This window comes from Methanobrevibacter sp., from assembly GCF_015062985.1.
Lineage (GTDB): Archaea > Methanobacteriota > Methanobacteria > Methanobacteriales > Methanobacteriaceae > Methanocatella.
Genome location: NZ_SUTI01000005.1, coordinates 1 through 22,144, shown reverse-complemented (window position 1 = coordinate 22,144; position 22,144 = coordinate 1). Strand labels below are relative to the sequence as shown.

Genomic DNA, 22,144 nt, shown 5'->3' with positions numbered 1-22,144 from the left:
TTAACCAATAGGAGATTCAATCATGAAAGTTTTAGTTGTTGGAACCGGTGCTCGTGAACATGCAATTGCGGATGCACTTAAAGATGATGTGGAATTATACTGCTACATGAGTAAAATAAACCCTGGAATGTCTAAAATTGCTGAATTCAAGCAAGGCGATGAAGGCGAAGTTGAAAAAGTAGCGGAATATGCTGTAGAAAATGACATTGATATTGCATTTATCGGTCCTGAAGCTCCACTCGGAAAAGGAATTGTGGATGAGCTTCAAAAGAATGGAATTAGCTGTGTTGGACCAACCCAAAGTGCAGCAAGAATCGAAACCGATAAATCATTTATGAGAAAGCTCTTTGAGGATTATGAAATCGAAGGGTCTTTGGTGTATAAAGTATTCGATAACTCTGAAGACGTTTCTAAATTTTTAGATGAATTCGACAAGGATGTCGTAGTAAAACCTGTAGGTTTGACCGGTGGTAAAGGAGTTAAAATCGTTGGAGACCACTTAAAAGACAATGAAGAGGCAAAAGAATACTCCTGTGAAGTCATCGATAATGAAATGGGCGGATTCGCTCAGGTAATCATTGAAGAAAGATTAATCGGTGAAGAATTTACCATCCAAGCATTCTGTGATGGTGAACACTTGGCTCCAATGCCTGCAGCACAGGACCATCCTCACGCATTTGAAGGCGATGTTGGAGCTATTACAGGTGGTATGGGATCTTACTCTGATGTCGGCGGACTATTGCCTTTCTTAAGCCAAGATGACTATGATAAGGCTGTAGAAATCATGCAGGCTACCTTGAAAGCTATCGCTGAGGAAGCAGAACCTTACAAAGGAATCCTATATGGTCAGTTCATGCTGACAGCAGATGGACCAAGACTCATTGAATACAATGCAAGATTCGGTGATCCTGAAGCGATGAACGTATTGCCTTTGCTTAAAACTCCATTGGTCGATATCTGCCAAGCCATTGTTGACGGCAACTTGGATAAGGCTGAATTCGAAGACAAGGCCAGCGTATGCAAATACATCGTGCCGGACGGATATCCTGAAACCGAACATGCCGGCGAAGTGATTGAAGTTGATGAGGAAGCTATTGAAGAATTGGGTGCTAAAGTATTCTATGCGGCAGTCAGCCAGGAAGAGGATGGAATTCACTTGTCCGGTTCAAGGGCATTGGGAATTGTAGCCAGCGGTGAATCCATTGAAGAAGCTGAAAAGATAGCTGAAAAGGCATGTGAGTTTGTTAAAGGTAACGTTTACCACAGAAGGGATGTAGGTACAACAGAACTTGTAAACAAACGTGTTGAACATATGAAAGAAATTTTAAACTAAAATTTCTTTTTTTCTTTTCATGTTAGGTGATCAAAATTTCTAAAAAAGTCACTCCGGAAGAACTTGAAGAAATGAAAAGAAGCATTTCCGAGAAAATTGAAATTATCAGGCAGAATGCTGAGGATGAGCATACTCTTATGAAAAATGGAAGAGTTTTCCGCTAGTTTAAATGAGGCTGATTCTAAATTTAAAGTGATGATAAAAAAGCGAAACATTATAAAAAACTTGATAAGCGTTTAAACTTTTTTCAACGCTTCATGTTGGAATTGCAAGAAGGAATTGACATCGACCCTGGCCGACTAATGGCATTAACCGATGGTGTCTTTTCAATTGTAATGACCCTTTTGATTTTTGGCATGTCTCTTCCTAACATTAAACTTGCCACTTATTCTGATTTCCTTTCTTTTATTTCTGCCTTAGCACCGACAGCCAGTGTGACCATTGTCAGTTTTATTCTGGTTTCATCCTTTTGGGTTTATCACCATCAATTTATAAAAGTTAAAACCTTAAATCTGCCGTATCTATGGTTAAGTGTTCTATTTTTGATTTGCATTTCATTTATTCCATTCACAACTTCATTAATTGGACATTATTCTTATTTCGCCTTATCTGAAATTATATTCGGTTTAAATATATCTTTAACAGCAGTGGTTTTTTTAATATTATATAACTATGCAGGATTGAGAAATTTCCTTGAGAAAACACCTCTCAAAAAGGAAAAAAGACATGTCTTACATACATTCTTAATAATAATCTGTTTAACCATAATTGTAAACATTTTAGACGTGTTAGTGTCAAGCTACTTCATCTATTTGTTCTTGCTGGTTCCTGTGATATCTACAATTAGTGATATTAAATTTAAAATGAATAATAGAAACATTTAATATATATCTTGAACAAATATTCTTTTTTATTAGTATTAAAGGGGAATTTATAGATGGGTAGTTTGTTGTCTATTTGTGACATTAAGGATGATGTTAAATACATTCTTGATTTGGCCATAAAAATTAAAGCGGGTGAAATGGAAGAAAAGCCTCTTAAAGGCAAAACATTAGCTATGATTTTCCAGAAATCATCTACAAGAACAAGAATCTCTTTTGATGTTGGAATGTATCAGTTAGGTGGAAGGGCAATCTTTTTATCTTCTAATGATTTGCAAATGGGAAGGGGAGAACCGATTAGCGATACTGCAAAGGTTTTAAGCCGCTTTGTTGATGGAATCATGATTAGAGCTATCAAACACAGTGATGTTGAAGAACTAGCCAAATATTCCGATGTGCCGGTCATAAATGGATTGACAGATTTGGAACACCCTTGCCAGGCATTAGCAGACATGTTGACCATAAAGGAACATTTCGGCGATTGGGAAGGCAGAAAGATCTGTTTTGTCGGTGATGGAAACAATGTAAGCAACTCTCTTTTATTAATTGCCCCACTTTTAGGAATGGACATTTCCCTTGCTTGTCCCAAAGGTTATGAGCCTAAGGAAAGCATTCTGAAAATTGCAGAAGAATATGCCGAGGAAAACAGTACTGAGATAACAATAACCGATGACATTGCCGTAGCCTTGGAAAATGTGGATGTGGTCTACACTGACGTATGGGTCAGTATGGGTGATGAGGCCGAAGAAAAGCAAAGAAACCTTGATTTTGCACCATTCCAGGTTAATGAGGATTTAATGAGTCTTGCAAATGATGGAGCTATTTTCATGCACTGTTTGCCTGCAGTAAGAGGTCAGGAAGTAACAGCTGAAGTCATTGACGGTCCTCAGTCTGTAATTTATGATGAGGCAGAAAACAGGATGCATGCCCAAAAAGCTATTTTATACCATTACATGAAGGATTAGAGTTTCAAACTCTTTACTCTTTTTTTTTAAAATGATCCCACTATTGCAAATATGATGAATATTGCAATCAAACATAAGCAGCAGCCTATCCAATCTGAACTGTTATTGTTTGAGGTGCTTGTTGTAGTAGTTCTTTGGCTGGTGTTTTGTTGACTGTTCTGATTTGTAATGGGAATTGTTTCAATCACTTCGGGTTTTTTTACTTCTTCTTTTAATTTGGTACCGCAATTTTTACAGTATATTGCCTCTTCAGGATTGTTTTCGCCGCATTTTCTACAATACATTTAAAATCCACCTTATAATTATTTTTAAAAATATTATTAAACCGATTCCACCAATAAAACCTGTAACAAATCTTATGCTGTTGGTGCTTTCTCTTGGTCCAAAATATTGTGTCAAGCCATCAATAGACACAGGCACCATCAATATCATGGAAATGAATAATGTATTAAAATCATAATTGTGCTTATAAAAGCTATTGAAAATTAAATATACGATTAAGCCGGTATAAAATCCAGTACATCTGGCGCAAACTGGAAACTGATGGCCTTTAATGAAGAAACTTCTCTCCGGTTTTCTGTGGCAGATATATTTTGTAAATTCCATGCTATCAACACAATTTAAGTACATTAATATTGTAAAGATTAATTATATATATTTTTATATTCATAACTAAATGCATAATAAATTAAAAGGTTTTTAAAATGAGAGGCGGAGAAGCGATAATTGAATCCCTCAAAAATATGGGGGTTAAGACAATATTTGGTTATCCTGGCGGACAGACCATACCATTCTATGACATGCTATATGATTCAGACATGGATCATATATTGGTTAGACACGAACAATGCGCAGCTCATGCAGCTGACGGTTATGCGAGAGCATCTGGTCGTGTGGGTGTGTGTTTGGCAACTTCAGGTCCTGGAGCAACCAATCTTGTAACAGGTATTGCTACTGCATACATGGATTCTTCTCCAATTATAGCGATTACTGGACAGGTTCCTACTCATTTAATAGGAAATGATGCATTTCAAGAAGCGGATATTATCGGCATTACCATGCCTATTACAAAACATAGTTACCAACCGAAAGATCCGGATTTAATCCCTTCAATGATTAAATCAAGTTTTGAAATTGCAGCTAGTGGAAGGCCGGGACCTGTTTTGATTGATGTTCCTAAAGAAGTCCAAGAAGGCGAGTTAACTGGGTTTGATGATTCCATAATTCAAACTCCGGGTTATAATCCAACCACCAAAGGAAATATTAGACAGATTAAAAAGGCTCGCGATTTAATAAAAGAGGCTAAAAGGCCATTGATTCTGGTGGGTGCTGGAGTTATCATATCCAATGCATGCTGTGAATTGAAGCAATTAGCTAAAACCATCAACGCACCTGTAATGACATCACTTTTAGGTAAGGGTGCTTTTGACGAGACTGATGATTTGGCATTAGGTATGCTCGGTATGCACGGAAGAAAGGTTTCAAATGATTACATTAACGAATCCGATTTGTTGATAGCTATCGGTGTAAGATTTTCAGATAGGACTACCGGCAGATTGGACCGTTTCGTTCCGGATACAAAGGTCATTCACATTGACATAGACCCTGCGGAAATTGGTAAGAATGTTGAAGTTGATTTGCCGATTGTCGGGGATGCCCGTAACATTTTATCCTCATTAAATGATGTTTTAAAAGATTATAAAGCATCTGATGAAGTAAATAACTGGACTGGCATGATAAAACAGAAAAAGCAAGAGTTACTTCCTCGTGTCAGTTATGATGACGTGCCATTAAAACCACAAACTGTAATTAAAGAAATTTCAGAAGTTTTAACTCCTGAATCAATATTGACAACAGACGTTGGTCAAAATCAGATGTGGGCAGCACATTTCTTTGATACTCAAAAGCCAAGAAAATTCATTTCATCAGGAGGACTTGGAACCATGGGATTCGGATTCCCTGCAGCTATTGGAGCAAAAGTGGCATGTCCTGATGATCCTGTCGTATCAATCAATGGTGACGGCGGATTCTTGATGGTTTGTCAGGAATTGGCTACAGTACACGAGTATGATATACCTGTTATTGCAGTAGTTTTAGAAAACAGGACTTTAGGAATGGTATATCAATGGCAAAGTTTATTGTATAATGAAAGACATTCACAGACTTTACTTGGAAACAGTCCCGATTTTGTTAAACTAGCGGAAAGTTTCGGAGTTAATGGAGTTAGAATTGAAAAGCCTGGTGAAACTAAGGAAGCACTGTCTTCAGCTATTAAAGATAATGAACCAGTTTTATTAAATGTCGTGATTGACTCTGAAGAAGCATTGCCTATGCTTCCTCCTGGAGCTGGAATAGATGAGATGATTGGTGAATACAAGCTTGAAAAGGATGTGATTTAAATGACTTTGAAATATCACGTTATTTCCACATTGGTTGAAGATAAACCGGGTGTTTTACAGAAAGTGGCAGGAATGTTTAACAGAAGAGGATTCAACATAGACAGTATAACTGTTGGAAATTCTGAAGTTGAAGGCCTGTCCCGTATGGTAATCACTGTTCATGCAGATGAAAGAGGTTTGGAACAGGTTACAAAACAATTAAATAAATTAATTGATGTTATCAAGATTAAAGATATTACTAAAAAAGCTGTTAAAAGGGAATTGTGCCTTGTTAAGGTTAATATTCCTAATGCGGAAGCAAGAGCTGAAATAATGCAGTATTCAAATATTTTCAGAGCACATATTTTGGATGTTACTGAAGAAACATTAATGGTTGAGCTTACTGGAGATAAAGAGAAGATAAATGCATTCATATCTTTATTAGAACCATTCGGAATTAAAAGAATTGCCCGAACTGGACTTACAGCAATGTCAAGGGGAGTATAAAATGACAATATTGGAAAACGTATTAGAAGATAATAAGAAATTTGTTGAAAACTTTGAAGGCGAGGAAATGTCTCACCATGCACAAAAAAAGTTAGCTATTTTAACTTGTATGGATTGCAGACTGATTGATTTCTTTGAACCTGCTTTAGGACTTGAAAGAGGAGATGCAAAAATTGTAAGAAATGCAGGAAACTCCATCGTAGGAGAAGATGCAATCAGATCCATTGGTGCTGCCCTTTACAATTTGGGCTGTGAAGAGGTATTGGTTGTAGGCCACACCGAATGTGGTATGGCAGGTGCCGATGCTGAAGCTTTAAAAGAAAAAATGATTGCTCGCGGCATTGCTGAAGAAGACATTGCCAAATATGATTTGGCTGAATGGATTGGTGGATTTGAAGATGAAGAGGAAAACGTCAAAAATGTCGTTGAAAAAATCAAAAACCACCCGTTAATCCCAGATGTGCCTGTACATGGTCTCATTATTGATATCGTGACCGGTGAATTGAAAGTTCTAGTAGATGGTTACTAATCATCTATTTTCTATTTTTTTTAAAAAGTTACTTTTATTAACATTAAAATAGATATATAATAAATTGATATTTTAATTGATATCTATTAATTTTATAAATTAATTAAAAAATCAAAGAGATGATTTTAAATGAAAATGTATTACGATGCAGATGTAACTACAGATGCTCTTGAAGGAAAAACCATTGCGGTAATCGGATATGGTTCCCAAGGAAGAGCACAATCTAGAAATATGGCTGACAGTGGAGCTAACGTTATTGTTGGATTAAGAGAAAATGGTAGCTCTTGGAACTTAGCAAAAGAAGACGGAATGACTGTAAAATCTATTGAAGATGCAGCAAAAGAAGCTGACATCATTCACATTTTACTCCCTGATGAAATCCAAGAAAAAGTATACAATGAACAAATTGCACCATATGTTGAAGCTGGAAACACTATTTCATTCTCTCACGGTTACAACATCCACTTTGGATTAATTAAACCTGGTGAAGACGTAAACATTGTAATGTTTGCACCTAAAGGTCCTGGATCCATGGTAAGAAGAACTTATGAAGAAGGATTTGGTATTCCTGGTTTAGTTGCAGTTGAACAGGATGCTACCGGCGATGCATTTCAACTTGCATTGGGCATGGCAAAAGCATGCGGTTTAACCAAAGCAGGTGTTTTAGAAACTACTTTCCAAGAAGAAACTGAAACCGATTTGTTCGGTGAACAGACTGTTTTATGTGGTGGAATCACTGAATTGATCAATGCAGGATTCACTACTTTAGTCGAAGCAGGCTACCAACCTGAAATTGCTTACTTCGAAACCTGCCACGAAGTAAAACTTATCGTAGATTTAATCTATGAAAAAGGTTTTGCCGGAATGTGGACTGATGTAAGTAACACTGCTGAATATGGTGGTTTAACCAGAGGAAATAGAATTATTACTCAAGAAGCTAAAGACGGTATGAAAGCAGTTTTAAAAGAAATCCAAGATGGTACCTTCAAAAAACAATGGGCTGAAGAAAACGCAACCGATGGAGCTAACTTAAAAGAAATGAGGGCTGCTGAAGGTCAAAAAGATATTGAAATTGTTGGTGCAAGATTAAGAAAAGCATGTGGATTACAAAAAGACGATTAAGTCTTTTTAATCCCTTTACTATTTTTTTTTAAATTATTTTTTCATAGTGTGGTAATTGTGGTATTTATTGGGATGGACCATGGGACTACAGGAATCTCTTTTTGTTTGATGTCTGATGAAGGCAATGTTATTGATGTTTTTAAAATCGGAAGAGAAGAAAGTAAAAAAGGATTAGTTTCAGCGACTGAAGAGTTAAAGAAACGTGTCGATTTGGATTCTGTAAAATTGATGGCCATAACTTATGCTATGGGAGATGGGATAAGCAAGATATTGCCAACTTCCAAAGTAAAGGACAGGGGAATTTTATCAATAAGCGGTGCCGGAAAGGTGACCGGCGGCGGAACATCAGTCTTCAGTGAGCTTGAATCACTAGACATCGATTCAATAATGATACCTGGCCTTCATAAAAATTCAGAATCATTAAATGAATTATTCAGAGCAGCTTATTCTCATCAGGCCAGTCCTGAAAAGGTCAGCATTTCATACAATGCTGTTAAAGAAACAGGATGGTCCAATTTTATAGTTGCGGACCTTTCATCAAATAGTGTTGATATCCTGATTGAAGACGGCAAAATCAAAGGTGCAATCGATGCCTGTTTGGGAGCCATGGGGATTGTTCACGGACCCCTGGATTTGGAGATGATTAGAAACATCGATGAAAATAACGTATCTGCAAATGACTGCTTTTCACATGCAGGTGCAATAAAAATTGCCGGAATTGACGGTAAGGTGGCCAATATGAAGGATCAACTTCTTGAAAATTATAGAAACGGCGATGAAAAGGCTAAATTGGCTATTGATACTTTAATCATGACAGTTGCCATGGAAATAGCAGGTTTGGATGTCGTATGTGAAAATGAAATCGAAGGGATTGTTCTAACAGGTTCCATTGGAAGTGCAACCGAACCGTTTAATTTTGAAGATGAAATTAACAAGTATTTCAAAAACAAATATCCTTTAAAAGTTATTTCTAAAGAATCTGGAGCTATTGGTGCAGCTCAAATAGCGATGGACGTTTACAATGGTGAAAAAGAAATATTAGGTATTGAAGTTAATATCTAATCTTCTTTTAAACTTATAAAAATAATATTTCCGCCTTTTACGGTTTCCAATCCGTTTTCATTTTCAAGGACGAGATTTAAGTAGTTGTCAATAGCAATTATTTTACCTTCGCTTTGATAGTCTCCTCTTAAATCAACAGTTACATATTTATTTTTAAATTGTCTAAAAAGTTTATTTACATTTTCTTTGTCTTGACTCATATTTTTCAATCCTTGATTATATTCTATTTCTATTTTGATGTTTCATCTTTATATAGTTTGACATTTATAGTATATACTATGGCAATCAATCAATTAGAAAGTAATTTAGAAGCTATTACACGTACAATAGCTCAATTAAAAAAAGACGGATGCACTGATGAAAAGATTTTAAACGAGCTTAGAGAAGAAAGGGAAAAAATACTTAAAGATTTAAATTTATAAGTATTTTACTTTAACCATTCTTTTAATGAGTTCATATCGCTGGTTAAATCAATTTTAATCGGCGTTATTGTTGTTTTTTGTTCTATCCGTAATTCGTAACCATCACTTCCCGGTTCATTAAATTCATATAGTTCGCCATCAATCCAGTAGTATGGTTTTCCACGAGGATCCAGGCGCTTTTGAACTACGGGAGAGTACATTCGCTCACCTAATTTTACAACTTCAATTTCCTCATCTGAAGGGTTTGCAGGAATATTAACATTCAGCAGGTCAATTCCTTCAGGCAATCCTTTTTTTAAAACGATTTTTGCTATTTTATTAAGCATTTTCCCGGCGAAATCAAAGTCGATTTGTATTTCACCGTTTTCAAATTTGACATCATCCCGGGTAACTTCCTGCGAAATTGCTATTGTTGGAATTCCAAAGCTTGCAGCTTCTATTGCAGCCCCTAATGTTCCTGATGTTGTCAATTCAGCTTTTCCTATATTAAAACCAGTATTTATGCCGGAAATCATCAAATCCGGTTTTTCATCCATTATTTCAAATAGTGCAATTGTCACAGCATCGGTCGGTGTTCCACTCACCCCATATCCGATGCTGCCGTCTCTTAAAGTATGGGTGTTTACCCTTAACGGTTCAAATAAAGTCAATGCATGGCCAATTCCACTTTGCTGTCTTTCCGGAGCCACAATACAGGTTTCACAAAGAGAGTCGATGGCTTTTTTTGAAGCCAATATGCCTGATGCAGTTACTCCATCATCATTGCTTAATAATGCTTTCATGTTATTACTTAATTCAATTTCTTGTTAAAATAATTTTTTATAATAAACTTTAATAATAATTTAAGTTATAAAATATATTATTAATCTAACTAAAAAGACATGCGGGTGGAATCTTGGAAAAACCACAACTGATTAATTTTATAGCTAAAGTGATGGAAGACTCAGGTTTTAAGGTTTATAAAAATTTTAAGACTTCACAAAGGGTCGTTGATATATATGCTATTCTGCCGACAACAATTGGGGATTTTGGGGTAGTTGTAGCATGTAAAAATTATGATAAAGATTTTCAAATTGGGATAGATGTATTAAAAGAGATGGAAGAGGTTCAAGACAGTTTAAAAGCATCTAAGGTTACAATTGTGTCCTCCTCTTATTTTTCAGAGCAGGCAAAAAATTATGCCCTTAGGAAAAACATCAAACTGGTCGATAGGGACGATTTGCTTGAACTGGCCAAAAAATATCAGGACAGAACTTCCCAGACTACTTTAGACAACACACCTTATGATGGCGGAGCATCTGCATACATCGAAGAGGAATATCCTGAATATACCTATGATGCTTCTGACATGGAATATATAATGCAAAGAAGAGATCAAAATCCTTTAGTTTATAAAAATACGTTATATAGGCAAATCGATGAAGATAGGCCTAGAGGCAAACTTTCCTTTTTAGATAGATTTAATTTAAGAAGAAATAACCGTGGATTGTCCCCAAGTTCATCAACTAATTTATACAATTATAATTCCCGAAGAGCTTCTCCGGGTTATAACTCTTTATTCTTCAGATTAGCTGAAAATCCTATATTTTTAATTATCATGGTTGTAATTGCCGCATATGTCATTTCATTCATTGTAGGCAATATTTTAAAAATGGACGCCGGCATAAGCGGATTAATTGAAATGCTCGTTGCATTGATTTTATCCTATGGTCTGTCACTGTATGTCGATAGAAATAGTGATTTCATTGTTAAAGGAACATTCGTATTCTTTATATCATTGATTATCTTGATTATATTAATTTTTGTTTAATTTAATATAATCATAATTAATTATTATTAAGATTAATCCGATAAGGTATAAGAACCAAATCATTATGTCAGTTGGTCCGGTTTCTATCCAAATGACCGTGTGTGTTAAGATTATTGCATAGATTCCCACTCCAATTCCTTTTTTTAATTTATAGATCAATTCTAGAAATATTCCCATAAACAGCATCTGAATTGCAAGTCCGACAAATCCGAAATCAAGCATTACCGGGCCGAACAATGTGGATGTCAGACAAACTGTGTATTTTAAAACGTATTCTCCGATAAATGTTCGTGGGCTGCCCGATGAGAATATCATGCTCAGGACATGGCCATGTGTGGTTCCCGCAAGAGGGATGATTTTTTCAAACACCTCCAGGGTGAATGCCGCCCGGTAAAAGATTAGCTCTAATGGATTTAATGTCCATGTCTGGTTTGCAATTGACTGTGATGCCATGTAGCCAATAGCTATTATTCCCGCTGCAATTATGGCTATAAAAAGAATTCCGACCTTTTTTGATATTTTGTCCAGATAGTAGAGTGTTATGAATGAGCTTCCCAAAATTCCTAAAACTGATGTTCTGTAACCGTTCAAAGCGAAAATCAATGCTCCGAGAAGAACAAGAATCAGATACTTTCGTTCATAGTATTTTGCAAGCAGCAGATTGATTGTTATTAAAAATAGGGGGTAAGCTATTCTCCAGATGTTTGTTGTTGCATTCGATTTCAATGTGCTGTTAAAAAGAGGTATTCCTCCAAGAAGCACAAGATTTAGACTTTGCAGTAACAGTGCAATAATGACAAGTATTGCAATTAGCTTTTCAGATAAAAAACTGATTTCCTTTATATCCTCAACTTTAATCTTGTATTTTACCGCAATAACTCCAATCAGAAAAACTAAACAGGCAAACATCACTGTTAGAATAACTTCCCAATTGAGGGGGTCTTCAAATCTGTAATTGAATGATCCGATATAACCCATTGCTAAAAATATGAGTATCTCAGCGATTAGTATGGTGGGATTAAAAAAATCAATTTTTTTAAGATTCATGAATTATCATCCAAGCTCATAACTTGAGATTGCCAGATTTCCGCCAAAGTCAGGCATCGCCGCTACATGTGTGTGGACATAGCTTGCAAGTGTATTTTTTTGCATAAATCCGTCCTGATTGTTATATGAACCCTTGCCTCTTAGGATTTTAAAGGCCAAATCGTTTTTAAGATTGCTTTTATCAACAAGTACTTTTGAATAGTGGAATTCATGCCCATGGAATGTTTCGCCTTTTTTGGAAATGATATTGTCTTCAGTCACTTCAGCTATTGTGTACTTTAATGCTTGGACCCTATCTGTCAAAACGGACTTGTAAGGATAGATGTCAACCACTTTATCATCATGAATGGAATTCATAAGATACATCAGACCGCCGCATTCGGCAAAAATAGGTCTGTTTTCAAGGTGGAAGCTTTTGATTTGTGAAAGCATGCCTTTATTTTCGCTGAGCTCCTTTGAAAACAGTTCCGGATATCCTCCACCGATATATAATCCATCAACATCAGGCAGATTCTCATCGTTTAAAGGTGAGAAATATTCGATTTTTGCATTGTTAGCTTCCAATGATTCAATATTCTCTTTGTAATAAAAATTGAATACCTCATCGTAGGCAACTCCAATTTTAACCGGTTGCTTGTTGAGCTTGTTCCATATAGGTATGATTTCGGATGAAATTTTTGGAGCGCTCTTTGCGATTTCAACCAGTCTGTCCAAATCAATCGAATTTTTGATGACTTCAGACCACAAATCAATAAATTTGAGTGAATTTTCCCGTTCACGTGCAGGAACAAGTCCTAAGTGTCTCTGTTCAATTGAAATATTGTCGTCACGAATTATTCCACCGATAACTTCGGTTTTTGTGATTTCTTCAATTGACCTTTTGGTTTTTTCGTAGTGCGCCTTATTTTTGACTTTATTTAAAATAACTCCCGCAATATTGATTTCAGGATCCAATGCTTTAAATCCTAATACGAGCGCTGCAGCACTTTTAACCAGACTTCTGGAGTTTATAATTAAAATAACAGGAGCGTCTAGGGATTTAGCTACGGATGCAGTACTTCCAATGTCATTGATTGAGTCGATTCCTTCATACAGTCCTCTCACGCCTTCAATTATGGCTATGTCTTTGCCTTCCATGCCTTTAAGGAAGGAGTCTCTTACCTGTCCCCTTTCCATAAAGAAGGAATCCAAATTTCTTGAAGTGTTTCCGGTAGCTAAAGTATGGTAGGAAGGGTCGATATAGTCTGGCCCCACTTTAAACGGTTGCACATTATACTTTTCACTTAATGCCTTCATTATTCCGGTTGCGATTGTTGTTTTTCCAACGGCACTGCCGGTTCCTGCTAAAATAATTCTCATATTTTATAATATATTCCGGGTGTTTATTAAATTATCTAATCATGATAAATTTTCAAAATGTTGAACAATAATTATTTTCATATGCCTATTAAAATGGATATTAATTATTTTAATAATCCTCATCCATTATTTTCAATTGGAATGATTTTATTCGACTAGTTATCATAAGATTTTGTGATATTGTACACCCTAATTTCAATTATTTTATAATTAAAATTTAAGCCAGATATTGGCTTTTTTGTCCTTTTCCTAATTTTTATATAATATTAAAAATAAAAATTAAATCATTAATATATGGTGGTTAAATGAGAATTTTATTAATTCATTCTGATTATTTAAATTACAATGTAAAAAATAAAACACCTGTAGCCGAAGACATTGAGGAAGCTAAAAAAGAAGGTTCCTTCGATGACTCTTTGGTAGTATTTACAGCTGTTGAAAAAGACGATGAAAATAATCCAGAAGGTATTGTTAAAAATTTAGTCAGCGAAGTCAAAAAGACTAATGATCAAGTTAAGGCTGAAAATATCGTATTGTATCCATATGCTCACTTATCTTCATCATTAAGTTCTCCAAAAGTTGCTGTTCAAATCTTAAAAGATGCGGAAGAAGCTTTACTCGCTGAAGACTTTAATGTAAAAAGAGTACCTTTCGGATGGTACAAGGCATTTGAAATCTCTTGTAAAGGACATCCATTAAGTGAACTTTCAAGAACCATTACTGCCGATGATGCCGATGATGCAAAAGTTGAAAGAAAACCTTCAAAATGGCAGATTCTTGAAGGAAACAAAATCACTCAAATCGAAGACTTTAATTTTGAAAATAGAGCTTTCAAACAGCTTGTTGATTATGAACTTGGACAGGGTGCATCTGATGAAGGTGAACCTCCACACGTTAAATTAATGAGAGAAAAGGAAATCTGTGATTACGAACCTGCATCCGATGTCGGAAACCTCAGATGGTATCCTAAAGGACGTTTAATCAGAGATTTATTGGCTGATTATGTCTATAATCTTACTGTTGAGCGTGGAGCAATGCCTGTTGAAACTCCAATCTTTTACGATTTGGACAATGAAGCAATTTATCAACATGCATACAAATTCGGTGAAAGGCAATACAGAACCGACACCAAAAAGAACCTAATGCTCAGGTTCGCATGCTGTTTCGGAGCTTTCAGATTAATGGCAGATTCATACTTGACCTGGAAAAACTTGCCTGCAAAAATCTATGAATTATCCACTTACAGTTTCCGTTACGAGAAAAAAGGGGAAGTTGTAGGTCTTAAAAGATTAAGGGCATTCACAATGCCGGATTGTCATTCATTCTGTGCTGACATTCCTTCATCCTTGGAAGAGTTTTCAAATCAAACCGACATGTGTATGCAGACAGGTAAGGATTTAAACCTTGACTTTGAGGTAATTTTCAGAGCGACCCAAGACTTCTTTGAAGACAACGAAGAATGGATGTATGAAATTGCAAACAAATTCGGAAAACCGATTCTTTTAGAAATCTTACCTGAAAGACATCATTACTGGGTATGTAAAATTGACTTAGCAAACATCGATGCTTTAGGCCGCCCAATCGAAAACCCTACTGTCCAAATCGACGTTGAAAGTGGTAAAAGATTTGGAATTACCTACTTGGGTGAAGACGGCGAGCAACATAACCCAACAATCTTACACACTTCACCGACCGGAAGTATTGAAAGAGTATTATGCGCAATGCTTGAAAAGACCGCATTGGAAATCAATGAAAGATCCCCAATGTTGCCAACATGGTTAAGTCCGATTCAAGCAAGAATTTTGACTGTTGGTGAAAATCACAAGGAATTCGCAGAAGAATTATATGAAAAAATCAATGCTTCAAATATCCGTGTTGACATTGATGACAGGGATGAAAGCGTAGGTAAGAAAATCAGAAATGCGGCTAAAGAATGGATTCCATATATTTTCGTCATAGGTGACAAGGAAATGGGAACCGGCAAGTTCCAAGTAACCGTTCGTGAAACCGGTGAAAAGGTTGACATGACAGTTGATGAACTAATAGCCGAAATCAATGAAAAATGTGAAGGAAAACCTTTCAGAAGATTGCCTTTACCTAAGGATATTTCAAGAAGGATTAACTTCCAATAATTATATTTACAAACAAAAATAAACTATAACATGTTATTTATAATGGAGGAAATTTAATGGACCCAATGTATAAAATAGGAGAAGCTCTTATTGGAGACGGCCCTGAATTAGCACACATTGATTTATTAATCGGTGATAAATTTGGACCTGTTGGTCAAGCATTTGCTAACGGTTTATCCAACCTTTCCGTAGGCCACACTCCTTTAACAAGTGTAATCAGACCTAACTTAATGACCAAACCTGCTACTTTAATCATTCCTAAAGTAACTGTTGGTGATTTAGAAGATGCTAGCAAAATATTTGGACCTGCACAAACCGCTGTTGCAAGGGCAGTAGCTGATGCAGTAGAAGATGGATATATTCCAAAAGACATTGTAGAGGACATTGTAATTAATGTAAGCGTATTCATAGATCCTTCTGCAAAAGACTTCAGAAAAATCTATCAATATAACTACGGAGCAACCAAATTAGCAATCAGAAGAGCGATGGAAGGATACCCATCCATTGAAAAAGTACTTGCAGAAAAAGACCGTGGAACTCACCCAATCATGGGATTCAAAGTCAAAAAACTTTGGTCACCACCATACTTGCAAGTTGCACTTGATTTGGACAATGAGGCTGCAATGGAAAGAATCATCAATGATTTACCAGACAATGACAGAATTTTACTTGAAGCAGGAACCCCTCTTGTTAAAAAATTCGGTGTTGGAATTATTGGAAAAATCAGAAGCTTACGTCCTGATGCATTCATTATCGCTGACTTAAAGACTTTAGACGTTGGACGTGTAGAAGTTAAAATGGCAGCTGATGAAACTGCTGACGCTGTAGCAATTTCCGGTCTCGGTACTGTCGAATCCATTGCAAAGGCTATTCATGAAACTCAAAAACAAGGTATTTACTCCATACTTGATATGATGAACGTTGCAGGATTTGAGAAAAAATTAGCAAAACTTCCTGAAGACTTGAAACCTGACATCGTTTTATTACACAGAAATGTTGATATGGAAACTTACAGAGCTGAACATGGCGAGGACACTAGTGACATGACCGAATGGGGTAACATCAAAGATATTAAAAAACTCCTCGGTGAAAAAGGTCTTGTTGCTGTTGCTGGTGGTATCAAACCTAATAATGTTGAAGAAGCTATCGAAAAAGGTGCAAACATCATTATCGCAGGTAGATACATTATCGGTTCAAGAGATGTAAGAAGAGCTGCACAAGACTTCTTAGAACATTTCGACCCAGATCCAGACAACATGAGACTTGCTATGGATGAAGACGAAAATATTGAAGTAAAAGACGAATAGTAAATTAGATTTATTCTAATTTACAACTATTTTTTTTTAAAAGGAGCTTTTTTTTTATGGGATTTTGCAACTCATGCGGCAGACCAATTGTAAAAGAGGATTACGGCACTAACAAGGATGGAAGTTTAAACCCCGAATTCTGTCGTGATTGTTATCAGGATGGTGAATATACAGAACCTGATATTACCTTGGAGGAAATGATTGTCAGAAAAACAAAAGAAATGATGGAAAAAAATCCAAGATTGCCTGAAACACAAGCTACAGGCATCACTGTAATGTTCATTCCGGGTCTTAAAAGATGGAATCCTGAGTTTCAGGACGATTATAAAACTCTTTAATTCCCGCTTTTTAAAATAAATTCTTTAACTTTATTGGCGATGTATTCGTCGTGGCTTTTTGTTGTTTTAAGAGCGTATAATTCTTCTTCCACGGCATTATACCTGTCAACTAAATCGTTGTATTCCAAACGAAGTTCTTCATAGTCTTTTTCCAGACCTTCGTTCAGTTCATACATTTCAGCATAGCTTGTTTTGGTGTTGAGGTTTTCCTGTTTTAACTGATCGTATTTTGTTGAAACTTGATCATAGCTTGCTTTAATAGAAGTTTGCTCTTCTCTTAATGTTGTGCATTTGTTCTTTAAGTTTTTATTCTCTTCCTTAATGCTGGAATATTTTGTTTTAAGGTTTTCATTTTCTGTTTTGATATTGACGAATTTGCTTTTAAGGTTTTCATTTTCAACAATCAATTTTGAATGCTTGTCTCTAATCATGCTGTTTTCTTGCTTTAAGTCATCAATATTATTTTTATGGAGGGTATTGTATTTCTCTTCAAGTTCTTTTAGCATGTTGCTTTTTTCATTTAATGCAGCTTTCAATTCAGTAATTTCGTTTTCATATTCTAAAGTAGATGGATTAAAATTTTCTTCCAATTGCCTAGTCAACTCGTTCACTTCCTCAACATTCAAATAAATAGCCACTTTCAATGATTCAATTTCTTCCTCTCTACTTTTAAATTCATCAATTTCACTATTTGGGATAATAAGAACTTCTTCACCGTTTTGATAGATATCCTGATTTTTAGGAACGGTAATCTGAATCTGCTCTGTCGTATATTTCTTTTTTTCACCATTTTTTAGTGTTCTGTTATACTCCCTTGAATATTTTTTTACAATCCCTTTTCCATATTTCATAATTATCCCTTTATTATCCAATATTATATATTGTATTTAAATATTATAAATATTTTTATAGAATTTTCTCTAATATAATAATTTAAGAACTAATGGGATTGTTATAATGAAAGTTTTTGGAATTTGTGCTAGTCCAAGGAATAATACAACTGAATATGTATTGTCTGAAGCTCTTGATAAACTAGAGGATGATGGCTTTGAAACTGAAATTTTCACATGCCAGGGCAAGGATATCAAGCCGTGCATGCACTGTGACTATTGTCTGGAAAACAGGAAATGCATTATTCAGGATGATATGAAAGAGGTTTATGAAGGACTTTTGAATGCTGACGGAATTATTCTGGCAACCCCTATCCAAAGCGGTGGCATCAGCAGCAATATGGCAGCCATTATGGATAGGACAAGGGCTTTGGAAGCAATTGACTATAATATTTTAAGGGGCAAAATTGGAATGAGCATTGCCGTTGGTGGAGACCGAACCGGAGGTCAGGACTTTGCCCATCTGAAAAATGTAACATATTTTATGATACATGGAATAATCCCAGTTAGCGGAGGTCCTTTTGGTTCTAATTTGGGCGCTTCTTTTTGGTCCAATGACTCTTTAGATGATATTAAAAATGATGAGTATGGAATGGAGTCTTTAAATAGAACTTTAACTGAATTTAAAAATTTTCTAAATAAGTATATTTAAATATTAAAATTGAGTTATATTATTAATAAGTAATTTTTTTTGGGTATATTATGGCAAATAAGTTAGTAAGAGGTAGTTTGATAATATTTATTGGAAATATAATTTTCCGTATTGGCGGATACTTATATCGTTTTTTAATGGCTACCTTATTGGGTCCTACTGCAAATGGTATTCTTGGAACAACCTTGTCATACCAGGGTATTTTCCAAACTCTTGCGTCAGGCGGACTTCCTCCTGCAATAGCAAAATACATTGCTGAATATGAGGCTGTAGACGATCATGACATGGCCAGACAGACAATCTACACGGCTTTGAAAATCATGGTCTTTTTCGGGCTGTTCTTAGGGGTCATGATGATTTTTGTCATAGCGCCATTCATTGCCATTAATTATATGGGAAAACCCGAAGTAATGGTTCCATTGCAGATTATAGGTCTTATCACACCTTTCAGTGTTGTTTTGGGAGCATTTAGAGGGGCATTCCAAGGCGTATATAAAATGGAATATATCATTTATACCCGTGCTATCGAGCAGGTATTCATGATTTTATTTGCAACAGCATTTGTTTTAGTGGGTTTGTCAGTTGTTGGCGCATTGTGGGGTACTGTCATCGGTTATTCTCTTGCCGCTTTATCTGCTGTGCTGATATTCAAGTATTGGATGCCAAAATACATTCCAAAACCTAGTGGAGACTTTGAATTTTCCCACCGTGATGAATTGAAATTGGCCATAACCCTGGTTAGATTTTCCATTCCAGTCATTATAACAGCTATTGCAGAAATGCTCATATATAATATCTGTACTATCGTAATGGGTAAATTTTTAGCATTGACCGATATAGGATTTTTTACAGCGGCAGATCCGATTGCAAGATTGCCTCTGATGATTTCCATCTCTGTTGCAACTACAATTCTGCCGGCTTCTTCCGAGGCTTTCAAGGTTAAGGATATTCCGACCCTTCAAAAATATGTAAGCAGGGCATACAAAATCTCCTTATTGTTTGTAGTGCCGATGTGCATTGGGCTTGCCTTGTTTGCTGCACCTACTTTACGTTTACTTTATTTCAAGACTCCAGCTTATGTTGCCGGAGCTTCCGCATTGGCAATTTTATCCATAGGCATGACATTCTATTCAATATTCGCCATATCCACCAGTATAGTTCAGGGTATTGGAAATCCTAGGATTCCAATGTATATTTTGATATTTGGTTCCTTTATTACTGCAGTTCTTTGCTGGTTTTTGGTTCCTTTTTTAGGTATTGCAGGAGGGGCTACAGCAACAGCAATTGCCTGCTTTTTAATGATGGTTCCGTGCGTTTTTTTTGTATTCAAATTAACTAAAACCAAAGCGCCTAAGAGAGCGGTTTTAAAGATATTGGTTGCAACTGCAATCATGGGCTTATTTGGATTGTTCATACCAAAAACAACATTATGGTTATTCCCGGGCATTATACTTTGTATGATAGTCTATTTCTTTGCATTGATTATTGTCAAATTCTTTGATAAAGATGATATTGAAACCTTACGGGATTACGGTTCTAAATTAGGTCCTTTATCAAAAATTGTAAACAAATTATTGGACTTTGTCGAAAAAATGGAATTTAGGAATTAATGGAAAAATTATTTAATAATAAAATTCATAAATAATATATTATATTTCGGGGGATTTATAATGGCTGATGTAAGTGCAGGTGTTGAATATAAAATTAATGTAGACGGTAATTCTTTTTTGTTAGATACTAAGAAATATCGCTTGTTGGAATCTATTTTGGAGACTGGTTCCTTAACAAGTGCCGCTAAGGAAATTAAGGTTTCCTATAGAACTGCATTAAACTATATTGAAAAAATGGAGTCAACACTTGATGTAAAAATTGTAAGTACAACCAAAGGCGGAAAAGGCGGGGGTGGAGGAACTTCACTCACCGAAGAAGGATACTCTATCTTAAAAGAATGTAAAAAGATCAACGCCATCATGGAGCTTCACAAGGATGTTAATGAAATTGAAGCGGAAATTGTTGATATTAATAATATCAAAGGCGTAATGACAATCAAAATGGAAGAATTTGAAATTAATGCTCCATTAAATAGAAACTATAAAATTGGAGATAAGGTACTGGCATTAATCAGTTATGATAATATCTTTTTAATGTTGGAACCTCAAACATCAAGCATCCGTAATATTCTCAAAGGACAAATCATTGAAATGAAACTTAAAAATGAGATTATTCGCGTTAAGGTTGATGTTGGAGGTGTGGTTTTATGTTCTGACATTACCGTGTCAGCTGAAAAGGAATTAAATCTCAACATTGGTAAGGATGTATATCTGGGATTCAAGGCCATGTCAGTTGCAACATTGAAATTATAAAGTGGAGAGATTATATGCTACAGATTTTAGTGGATGAGGATGAATGCATTGCTTGCGGTAACTGTTATGAGATTTGTCCAAAAGCAGCTAAAATTTGGAAGATAACTAATGTTGCACATATATTGGATTTAAGATATTGCCATGTATGCACTTTATGTGCAATGGAATGCCCTACACAATGCATTAAAATCATACGTCCTGGAGAAGAGCCTTGAATTATTTAAGAGTATATTAATTATTTTATAGGTTATACTATGACAAGAAACGCAAACCTTTCAAGAAAAACATCAGAAACCGATATCAACATCAAATTGAATTTGGATGGAACAGGAAAATACAATATTTCCACCGGAGTGAATTTCTTCAATCACATGCTGGAGTCATTTTCAAAACACAGCATGATAGATTTGGATGTTCAGGCTGCCGGAGACATTGAGATTGATGATCATCACACTATTGAAGATGTTGGAATATTATTGGGAGAGGCATTCAATGAAGCTATCGGCGATAAAAAAGGAATAAAAAGAATGTCCCATGCAATTGTTCCTATGGACGAGTCAGTCGCTACCGTTGCAATTGATATCAGCGGCCGTAGCTACTGCAATATGAACTTGGATTTTAAGAATGAAAAAATCGGTGATATGACTTCTGATGTTGTTATTCATTTCTTCGAATCCTTTGCTTCAAGTGCCAATTTAAATATCTATGGGACTGTTGAAGGAGCTAACGACCATCATAAATGCGAGGCTGTTTTTAAGGCGTTCGCCAAATCCCTAAAGGATGCAATTAAAATTGAACATGATCAGATTCCTTCTACAAAAGGAGTTTTATAGCTTTCATTAGCTATTTCTTTATTTTTTAAAAACTATTGTAAAAAATATATTACATTCTCTTCGTAAAAAAAAATAAAAAAATGAAGTAGCAATTATGCTACTTATTGTGGTTTTGAGATTAATTCTGTTTTACAACCAGGGTTTCCTTCTTTCATGTGAGGGGTTCTTAAAACAGTATCATTTGCTTTTTCGATTTCTCTTGCTTCTTGTGCTA

General features: G+C 35.6%; 27 protein-coding genes. 19 read left to right on the top strand and 8 right to left on the bottom strand.

All coding sequences use genetic code 11. From position 1 onward, the window contains the following. Positions 1-22: 22 nt before the first annotated feature. The 4 genes from purD (at position 23) to argF (ending at position 3,179) form a co-directional block, all read left to right on the top strand. A complete protein-coding gene (purD, locus tag E7Z77_RS03360; RefSeq protein WP_292750240.1) occupies positions 23-1,333 on the top strand; it encodes a phosphoribosylamine--glycine ligase in 1,311 nt (436 codons plus the stop codon). Positions 1,334-1,359: 26 nt separating this feature from the next. Continuing rightward, the gene (locus E7Z77_RS03355; protein ID WP_292750237.1) at positions 1,360-1,497 is read left to right on the top strand and encodes a hypothetical protein; all 138 of its coding nucleotides are present in this window, start codon (positions 1,360-1,362) and stop codon (positions 1,495-1,497) included. A gap of 93 nt (positions 1,498-1,590) precedes the next feature. Beyond that, positions 1,591-2,217: a TMEM175 family protein gene (locus E7Z77_RS03350; RefSeq protein WP_292750235.1), complete on the top strand. Its 627-nt coding sequence runs from the start codon at positions 1,591-1,593 to the stop codon at positions 2,215-2,217. Between the two features lie 53 nt (positions 2,218-2,270). Beyond that, complete coding sequence (gene argF, locus E7Z77_RS03345) at positions 2,271-3,179, top strand: ornithine carbamoyltransferase (protein ID WP_292750232.1); 909 nt, start codon at positions 2,271-2,273, stop codon at positions 3,177-3,179. A 26-nt stretch (positions 3,180-3,205) separates the two neighbouring features. Here argF and E7Z77_RS03340 read toward each other — a convergent pair whose 3' ends face one another. Together E7Z77_RS03340 and E7Z77_RS03335 are read right to left on the bottom strand one after the other, a co-directional pair. Continuing rightward, positions 3,206-3,463, bottom strand: coding sequence for a zinc-ribbon domain-containing protein (locus E7Z77_RS03340; RefSeq protein WP_292750229.1), 258 nt, complete (start codon positions 3,461-3,463; stop codon positions 3,206-3,208). Next, positions 3,453-3,785, bottom strand: coding sequence for a DUF2085 domain-containing protein (locus E7Z77_RS03335; RefSeq protein WP_292750227.1), 333 nt, complete (start codon positions 3,783-3,785; stop codon positions 3,453-3,455). Before E7Z77_RS03335 ends, E7Z77_RS03340 begins: the two co-directional genes overlap by 11 nt. 98 nt (positions 3,786-3,883) lie before the next feature. Between E7Z77_RS03335 and E7Z77_RS03330 the strand changes: the two genes are divergently transcribed. The 5 genes from E7Z77_RS03330 to E7Z77_RS03310 all read left to right on the top strand — a co-directional run bounded on the left by E7Z77_RS03330 (position 3,884) and on the right by E7Z77_RS03310 (position 8,777). Beyond that, positions 3,884-5,578, top strand: a complete 1,695-nt coding sequence (locus E7Z77_RS03330; protein ID WP_292750225.1) for an acetolactate synthase large subunit — start codon at positions 3,884-3,886, stop codon at positions 5,576-5,578. Beyond that, positions 5,579-6,064: an acetolactate synthase small subunit gene (ilvN, locus tag E7Z77_RS03325; RefSeq protein ID WP_292750222.1), complete on the top strand. Its 486-nt coding sequence runs from the start codon at positions 5,579-5,581 to the stop codon at positions 6,062-6,064. A 1-nt stretch (position 6,065) separates the two neighbouring features. Further along, positions 6,066-6,593, top strand: coding sequence for a carbonic anhydrase (locus E7Z77_RS03320; protein ID WP_292750219.1), 528 nt, complete (start codon positions 6,066-6,068; stop codon positions 6,591-6,593). 129 nt (positions 6,594-6,722) lie between these two features. Next, positions 6,723-7,715, top strand: a complete 993-nt coding sequence (gene ilvC / locus E7Z77_RS03315; protein ID WP_292750217.1) for a ketol-acid reductoisomerase — start codon at positions 6,723-6,725, stop codon at positions 7,713-7,715. A 57-nt stretch (positions 7,716-7,772) separates the two neighbouring features. Beyond that, positions 7,773-8,777 carry a methanogenesis marker 12 protein gene (locus E7Z77_RS03310; RefSeq protein ID WP_292750214.1) on the top strand — a complete coding sequence of 335 codons (1,005 nt, stop codon included), beginning with the start codon at positions 7,773-7,775 and terminating at the stop codon, positions 8,775-8,777. Here E7Z77_RS03310 and E7Z77_RS03305 read toward each other — a convergent pair. Further along, positions 8,774-8,977 carry an LSM domain-containing protein gene (locus E7Z77_RS03305; RefSeq protein WP_292750211.1) on the bottom strand — a complete coding sequence of 68 codons (204 nt, stop codon included), beginning with the start codon at positions 8,975-8,977 and terminating at the stop codon, positions 8,774-8,776. The two genes, E7Z77_RS03310 and E7Z77_RS03305, sit on opposite strands and share 4 nt — an antisense overlap. Before the next feature lie 78 nt (positions 8,978-9,055). On the opposite strand from E7Z77_RS03305, the gene E7Z77_RS03300 reads away from it, so the two are divergent. Beyond that, positions 9,056-9,199 carry a hypothetical protein gene (locus tag E7Z77_RS03300; protein ID WP_165814077.1) on the top strand — a complete coding sequence of 48 codons (144 nt, stop codon included), beginning with the start codon at positions 9,056-9,058 and terminating at the stop codon, positions 9,197-9,199. A gap of 5 nt (positions 9,200-9,204) precedes the next feature. On the opposite strand, the gene surE is transcribed toward E7Z77_RS03300, so the two are convergent. After that, positions 9,205-9,981: a 5'/3'-nucleotidase SurE gene (surE, locus tag E7Z77_RS03295; RefSeq protein ID WP_292750209.1), complete on the bottom strand. Its 777-nt coding sequence runs from the start codon at positions 9,979-9,981 to the stop codon at positions 9,205-9,207. A 113-nt stretch (positions 9,982-10,094) separates the two neighbouring features. Here surE and E7Z77_RS03290 point away from each other — a divergent pair, with 113 nt between their 5' ends. Then, the gene (locus E7Z77_RS03290; protein ID WP_292750206.1) at positions 10,095-11,009 is read left to right on the top strand and encodes a restriction endonuclease; all 915 of its coding nucleotides are present in this window, start codon (positions 10,095-10,097) and stop codon (positions 11,007-11,009) included. Here E7Z77_RS03290 and E7Z77_RS03285 read toward each other — a convergent pair. After that, a complete protein-coding gene (locus E7Z77_RS03285; RefSeq protein WP_292750203.1) occupies positions 10,995-12,056 on the bottom strand; it encodes an oligosaccharide repeat unit polymerase family protein in 1,062 nt (353 codons plus the stop codon). The genes E7Z77_RS03290 and E7Z77_RS03285 overlap by 15 nt on opposite strands. 6 nt (positions 12,057-12,062) lie before the next feature. Next, positions 12,063-13,415, bottom strand: a complete 1,353-nt coding sequence (gene cfbB / locus E7Z77_RS03280; RefSeq protein ID WP_292750200.1) for a Ni-sirohydrochlorin a,c-diamide synthase — start codon at positions 13,413-13,415, stop codon at positions 12,063-12,065. Between the two features lie 305 nt (positions 13,416-13,720). On the opposite strand from cfbB, the gene E7Z77_RS03275 reads away from it, so the two are divergent. The 3 genes from E7Z77_RS03275 (at position 13,721) to E7Z77_RS03265 (ending at position 17,192) form a co-directional block, all read left to right on the top strand. Next, positions 13,721-15,547: a threonine--tRNA ligase gene (locus E7Z77_RS03275; RefSeq protein WP_292750196.1), complete on the top strand. Its 1,827-nt coding sequence runs from the start codon at positions 13,721-13,723 to the stop codon at positions 15,545-15,547. A gap of 65 nt (positions 15,548-15,612) precedes the next feature. Then, the gene (locus tag E7Z77_RS03270; protein ID WP_292750431.1) at positions 15,613-16,854 is read left to right on the top strand and encodes a bifunctional 5,6,7,8-tetrahydromethanopterin hydro-lyase/3-hexulose-6-phosphate synthase; all 1,242 of its coding nucleotides are present in this window, start codon (positions 15,613-15,615) and stop codon (positions 16,852-16,854) included. Between the two features lie 56 nt (positions 16,855-16,910). After that, the gene (locus E7Z77_RS03265) at positions 16,911-17,192 is read left to right on the top strand and encodes a zinc ribbon domain-containing protein (protein WP_067045194.1); all 282 of its coding nucleotides are present in this window, start codon (positions 16,911-16,913) and stop codon (positions 17,190-17,192) included. Here the strand turns inward: E7Z77_RS03265 and E7Z77_RS03260 are convergent. Then, positions 17,189-18,043: a phosphoserine phosphatase gene (locus E7Z77_RS03260; protein WP_292750188.1), complete on the bottom strand. Its 855-nt coding sequence runs from the start codon at positions 18,041-18,043 to the stop codon at positions 17,189-17,191. The two genes, E7Z77_RS03265 and E7Z77_RS03260, sit on opposite strands and share 4 nt — an antisense overlap. A gap of 106 nt (positions 18,044-18,149) precedes the next feature. Here E7Z77_RS03260 and E7Z77_RS03255 point away from each other — a divergent pair, with 106 nt between their 5' ends. The 5 genes from E7Z77_RS03255 to hisB are packed head-to-tail and all read left to right on the top strand — an operon-like array spanning position 18,150 to position 21,930. Next, positions 18,150-18,734: a flavodoxin family protein gene (locus tag E7Z77_RS03255; protein WP_292750185.1), complete on the top strand. Its 585-nt coding sequence runs from the start codon at positions 18,150-18,152 to the stop codon at positions 18,732-18,734. Between the two features lie 50 nt (positions 18,735-18,784). After that, on the top strand, positions 18,785-20,344 hold the full coding sequence (locus tag E7Z77_RS03250; protein ID WP_292750182.1) for a flippase: 1,560 nt from the start codon (positions 18,785-18,787) through the stop codon (positions 20,342-20,344). 60 nt (positions 20,345-20,404) lie between these two features. Further along, a complete protein-coding gene (locus E7Z77_RS03245) occupies positions 20,405-21,097 on the top strand; it encodes a TOBE domain-containing protein (protein ID WP_292750180.1) in 693 nt (230 codons plus the stop codon). Positions 21,098-21,111: 14 nt separating this feature from the next. Then, entirely contained in the window at positions 21,112-21,312 is a 201-nt protein-coding gene (locus tag E7Z77_RS03240; RefSeq protein ID WP_292750178.1) for a 4Fe-4S binding protein, read from the top strand. Positions 21,313-21,351: 39 nt separating this feature from the next. Continuing rightward, positions 21,352-21,930, top strand: a complete 579-nt coding sequence (gene hisB, locus E7Z77_RS03235) for an imidazoleglycerol-phosphate dehydratase HisB (protein WP_292750176.1) — start codon at positions 21,352-21,354, stop codon at positions 21,928-21,930. Positions 21,931-22,031: 101 nt separating this feature from the next. On the opposite strand, the gene E7Z77_RS03230 is transcribed toward hisB, so the two are convergent. Next, the coding region (locus E7Z77_RS03230) for a F420-dependent methylenetetrahydromethanopterin dehydrogenase (protein ID WP_292750429.1) at positions 22,032-22,144 on the bottom strand (113 nt) is incomplete at its 5' end.

Excerpts from the sequence above, each read along its gene's own strand:
- E7Z77_RS03285 (WP_292750203.1), bottom strand. The coding sequence starts at position 12,056 with ATGAATCTTAAAAAAATTGATTTTTTTAATCCCACCATACTAATCGCT.
- E7Z77_RS03335 (WP_292750227.1), bottom strand. The coding sequence starts at position 3,785 with ATGGAATTTACAAAATATATCTGCCACAGAAAACCGGAGAGAAGTTTC.
- E7Z77_RS03255 (WP_292750185.1), top strand. The coding sequence starts at position 18,150 with ATGAAAGTTTTTGGAATTTGTGCTAGTCCAAGGAATAATACAACTGAA.
- E7Z77_RS03270 (WP_292750431.1), top strand. The coding sequence starts at position 15,613 with ATGTATAAAATAGGAGAAGCTCTTATTGGAGACGGCCCTGAATTAGCA.
- E7Z77_RS03350 (WP_292750235.1), top strand. The coding sequence starts at position 1,591 with ATGTTGGAATTGCAAGAAGGAATTGACATCGACCCTGGCCGACTAATG.
- argF (WP_292750232.1), top strand. The coding sequence starts at position 2,271 with ATGGGTAGTTTGTTGTCTATTTGTGACATTAAGGATGATGTTAAATAC.
- E7Z77_RS03320 (WP_292750219.1), top strand. The coding sequence starts at position 6,066 with ATGACAATATTGGAAAACGTATTAGAAGATAATAAGAAATTTGTTGAA.
- E7Z77_RS03265 (WP_067045194.1), top strand. The coding sequence starts at position 16,911 with ATGGGATTTTGCAACTCATGCGGCAGACCAATTGTAAAAGAGGATTAC.
- E7Z77_RS03300 (WP_165814077.1), top strand. The coding sequence starts at position 9,056 with ATGGCAATCAATCAATTAGAAAGTAATTTAGAAGCTATTACACGTACA.
- E7Z77_RS03305 (WP_292750211.1), bottom strand. The coding sequence starts at position 8,977 with ATGAGTCAAGACAAAGAAAATGTAAATAAACTTTTTAGACAATTTAAA.
- E7Z77_RS03245 (WP_292750180.1), top strand. The coding sequence starts at position 20,405 with ATGGCTGATGTAAGTGCAGGTGTTGAATATAAAATTAATGTAGACGGT.
- ilvN (WP_292750222.1), top strand. The coding sequence starts at position 5,579 with ATGACTTTGAAATATCACGTTATTTCCACATTGGTTGAAGATAAACCG.
- hisB (WP_292750176.1), top strand. The coding sequence starts at position 21,352 with ATGACAAGAAACGCAAACCTTTCAAGAAAAACATCAGAAACCGATATC.
- E7Z77_RS03260 (WP_292750188.1), bottom strand. The coding sequence starts at position 18,043 with ATGAAATATGGAAAAGGGATTGTAAAAAAATATTCAAGGGAGTATAAC.
- E7Z77_RS03330 (WP_292750225.1), top strand. The coding sequence starts at position 3,884 with ATGAGAGGCGGAGAAGCGATAATTGAATCCCTCAAAAATATGGGGGTT.
- E7Z77_RS03250 (WP_292750182.1), top strand. The coding sequence starts at position 18,785 with ATGGCAAATAAGTTAGTAAGAGGTAGTTTGATAATATTTATTGGAAAT.
- cfbB (WP_292750200.1), bottom strand. The coding sequence starts at position 13,415 with ATGAGAATTATTTTAGCAGGAACCGGCAGTGCCGTTGGAAAAACAACA.
- E7Z77_RS03340 (WP_292750229.1), bottom strand. The coding sequence starts at position 3,463 with ATGTATTGTAGAAAATGCGGCGAAAACAATCCTGAAGAGGCAATATAC.
- E7Z77_RS03275 (WP_292750196.1), top strand. The coding sequence starts at position 13,721 with ATGAGAATTTTATTAATTCATTCTGATTATTTAAATTACAATGTAAAA.
- E7Z77_RS03240 (WP_292750178.1), top strand. The coding sequence starts at position 21,112 with ATGCTACAGATTTTAGTGGATGAGGATGAATGCATTGCTTGCGGTAAC.
- ilvC (WP_292750217.1), top strand. The coding sequence starts at position 6,723 with ATGAAAATGTATTACGATGCAGATGTAACTACAGATGCTCTTGAAGGA.
- surE (WP_292750209.1), bottom strand. The coding sequence starts at position 9,981 with ATGAAAGCATTATTAAGCAATGATGATGGAGTAACTGCATCAGGCATA.
- purD (WP_292750240.1), top strand. The coding sequence starts at position 23 with ATGAAAGTTTTAGTTGTTGGAACCGGTGCTCGTGAACATGCAATTGCG.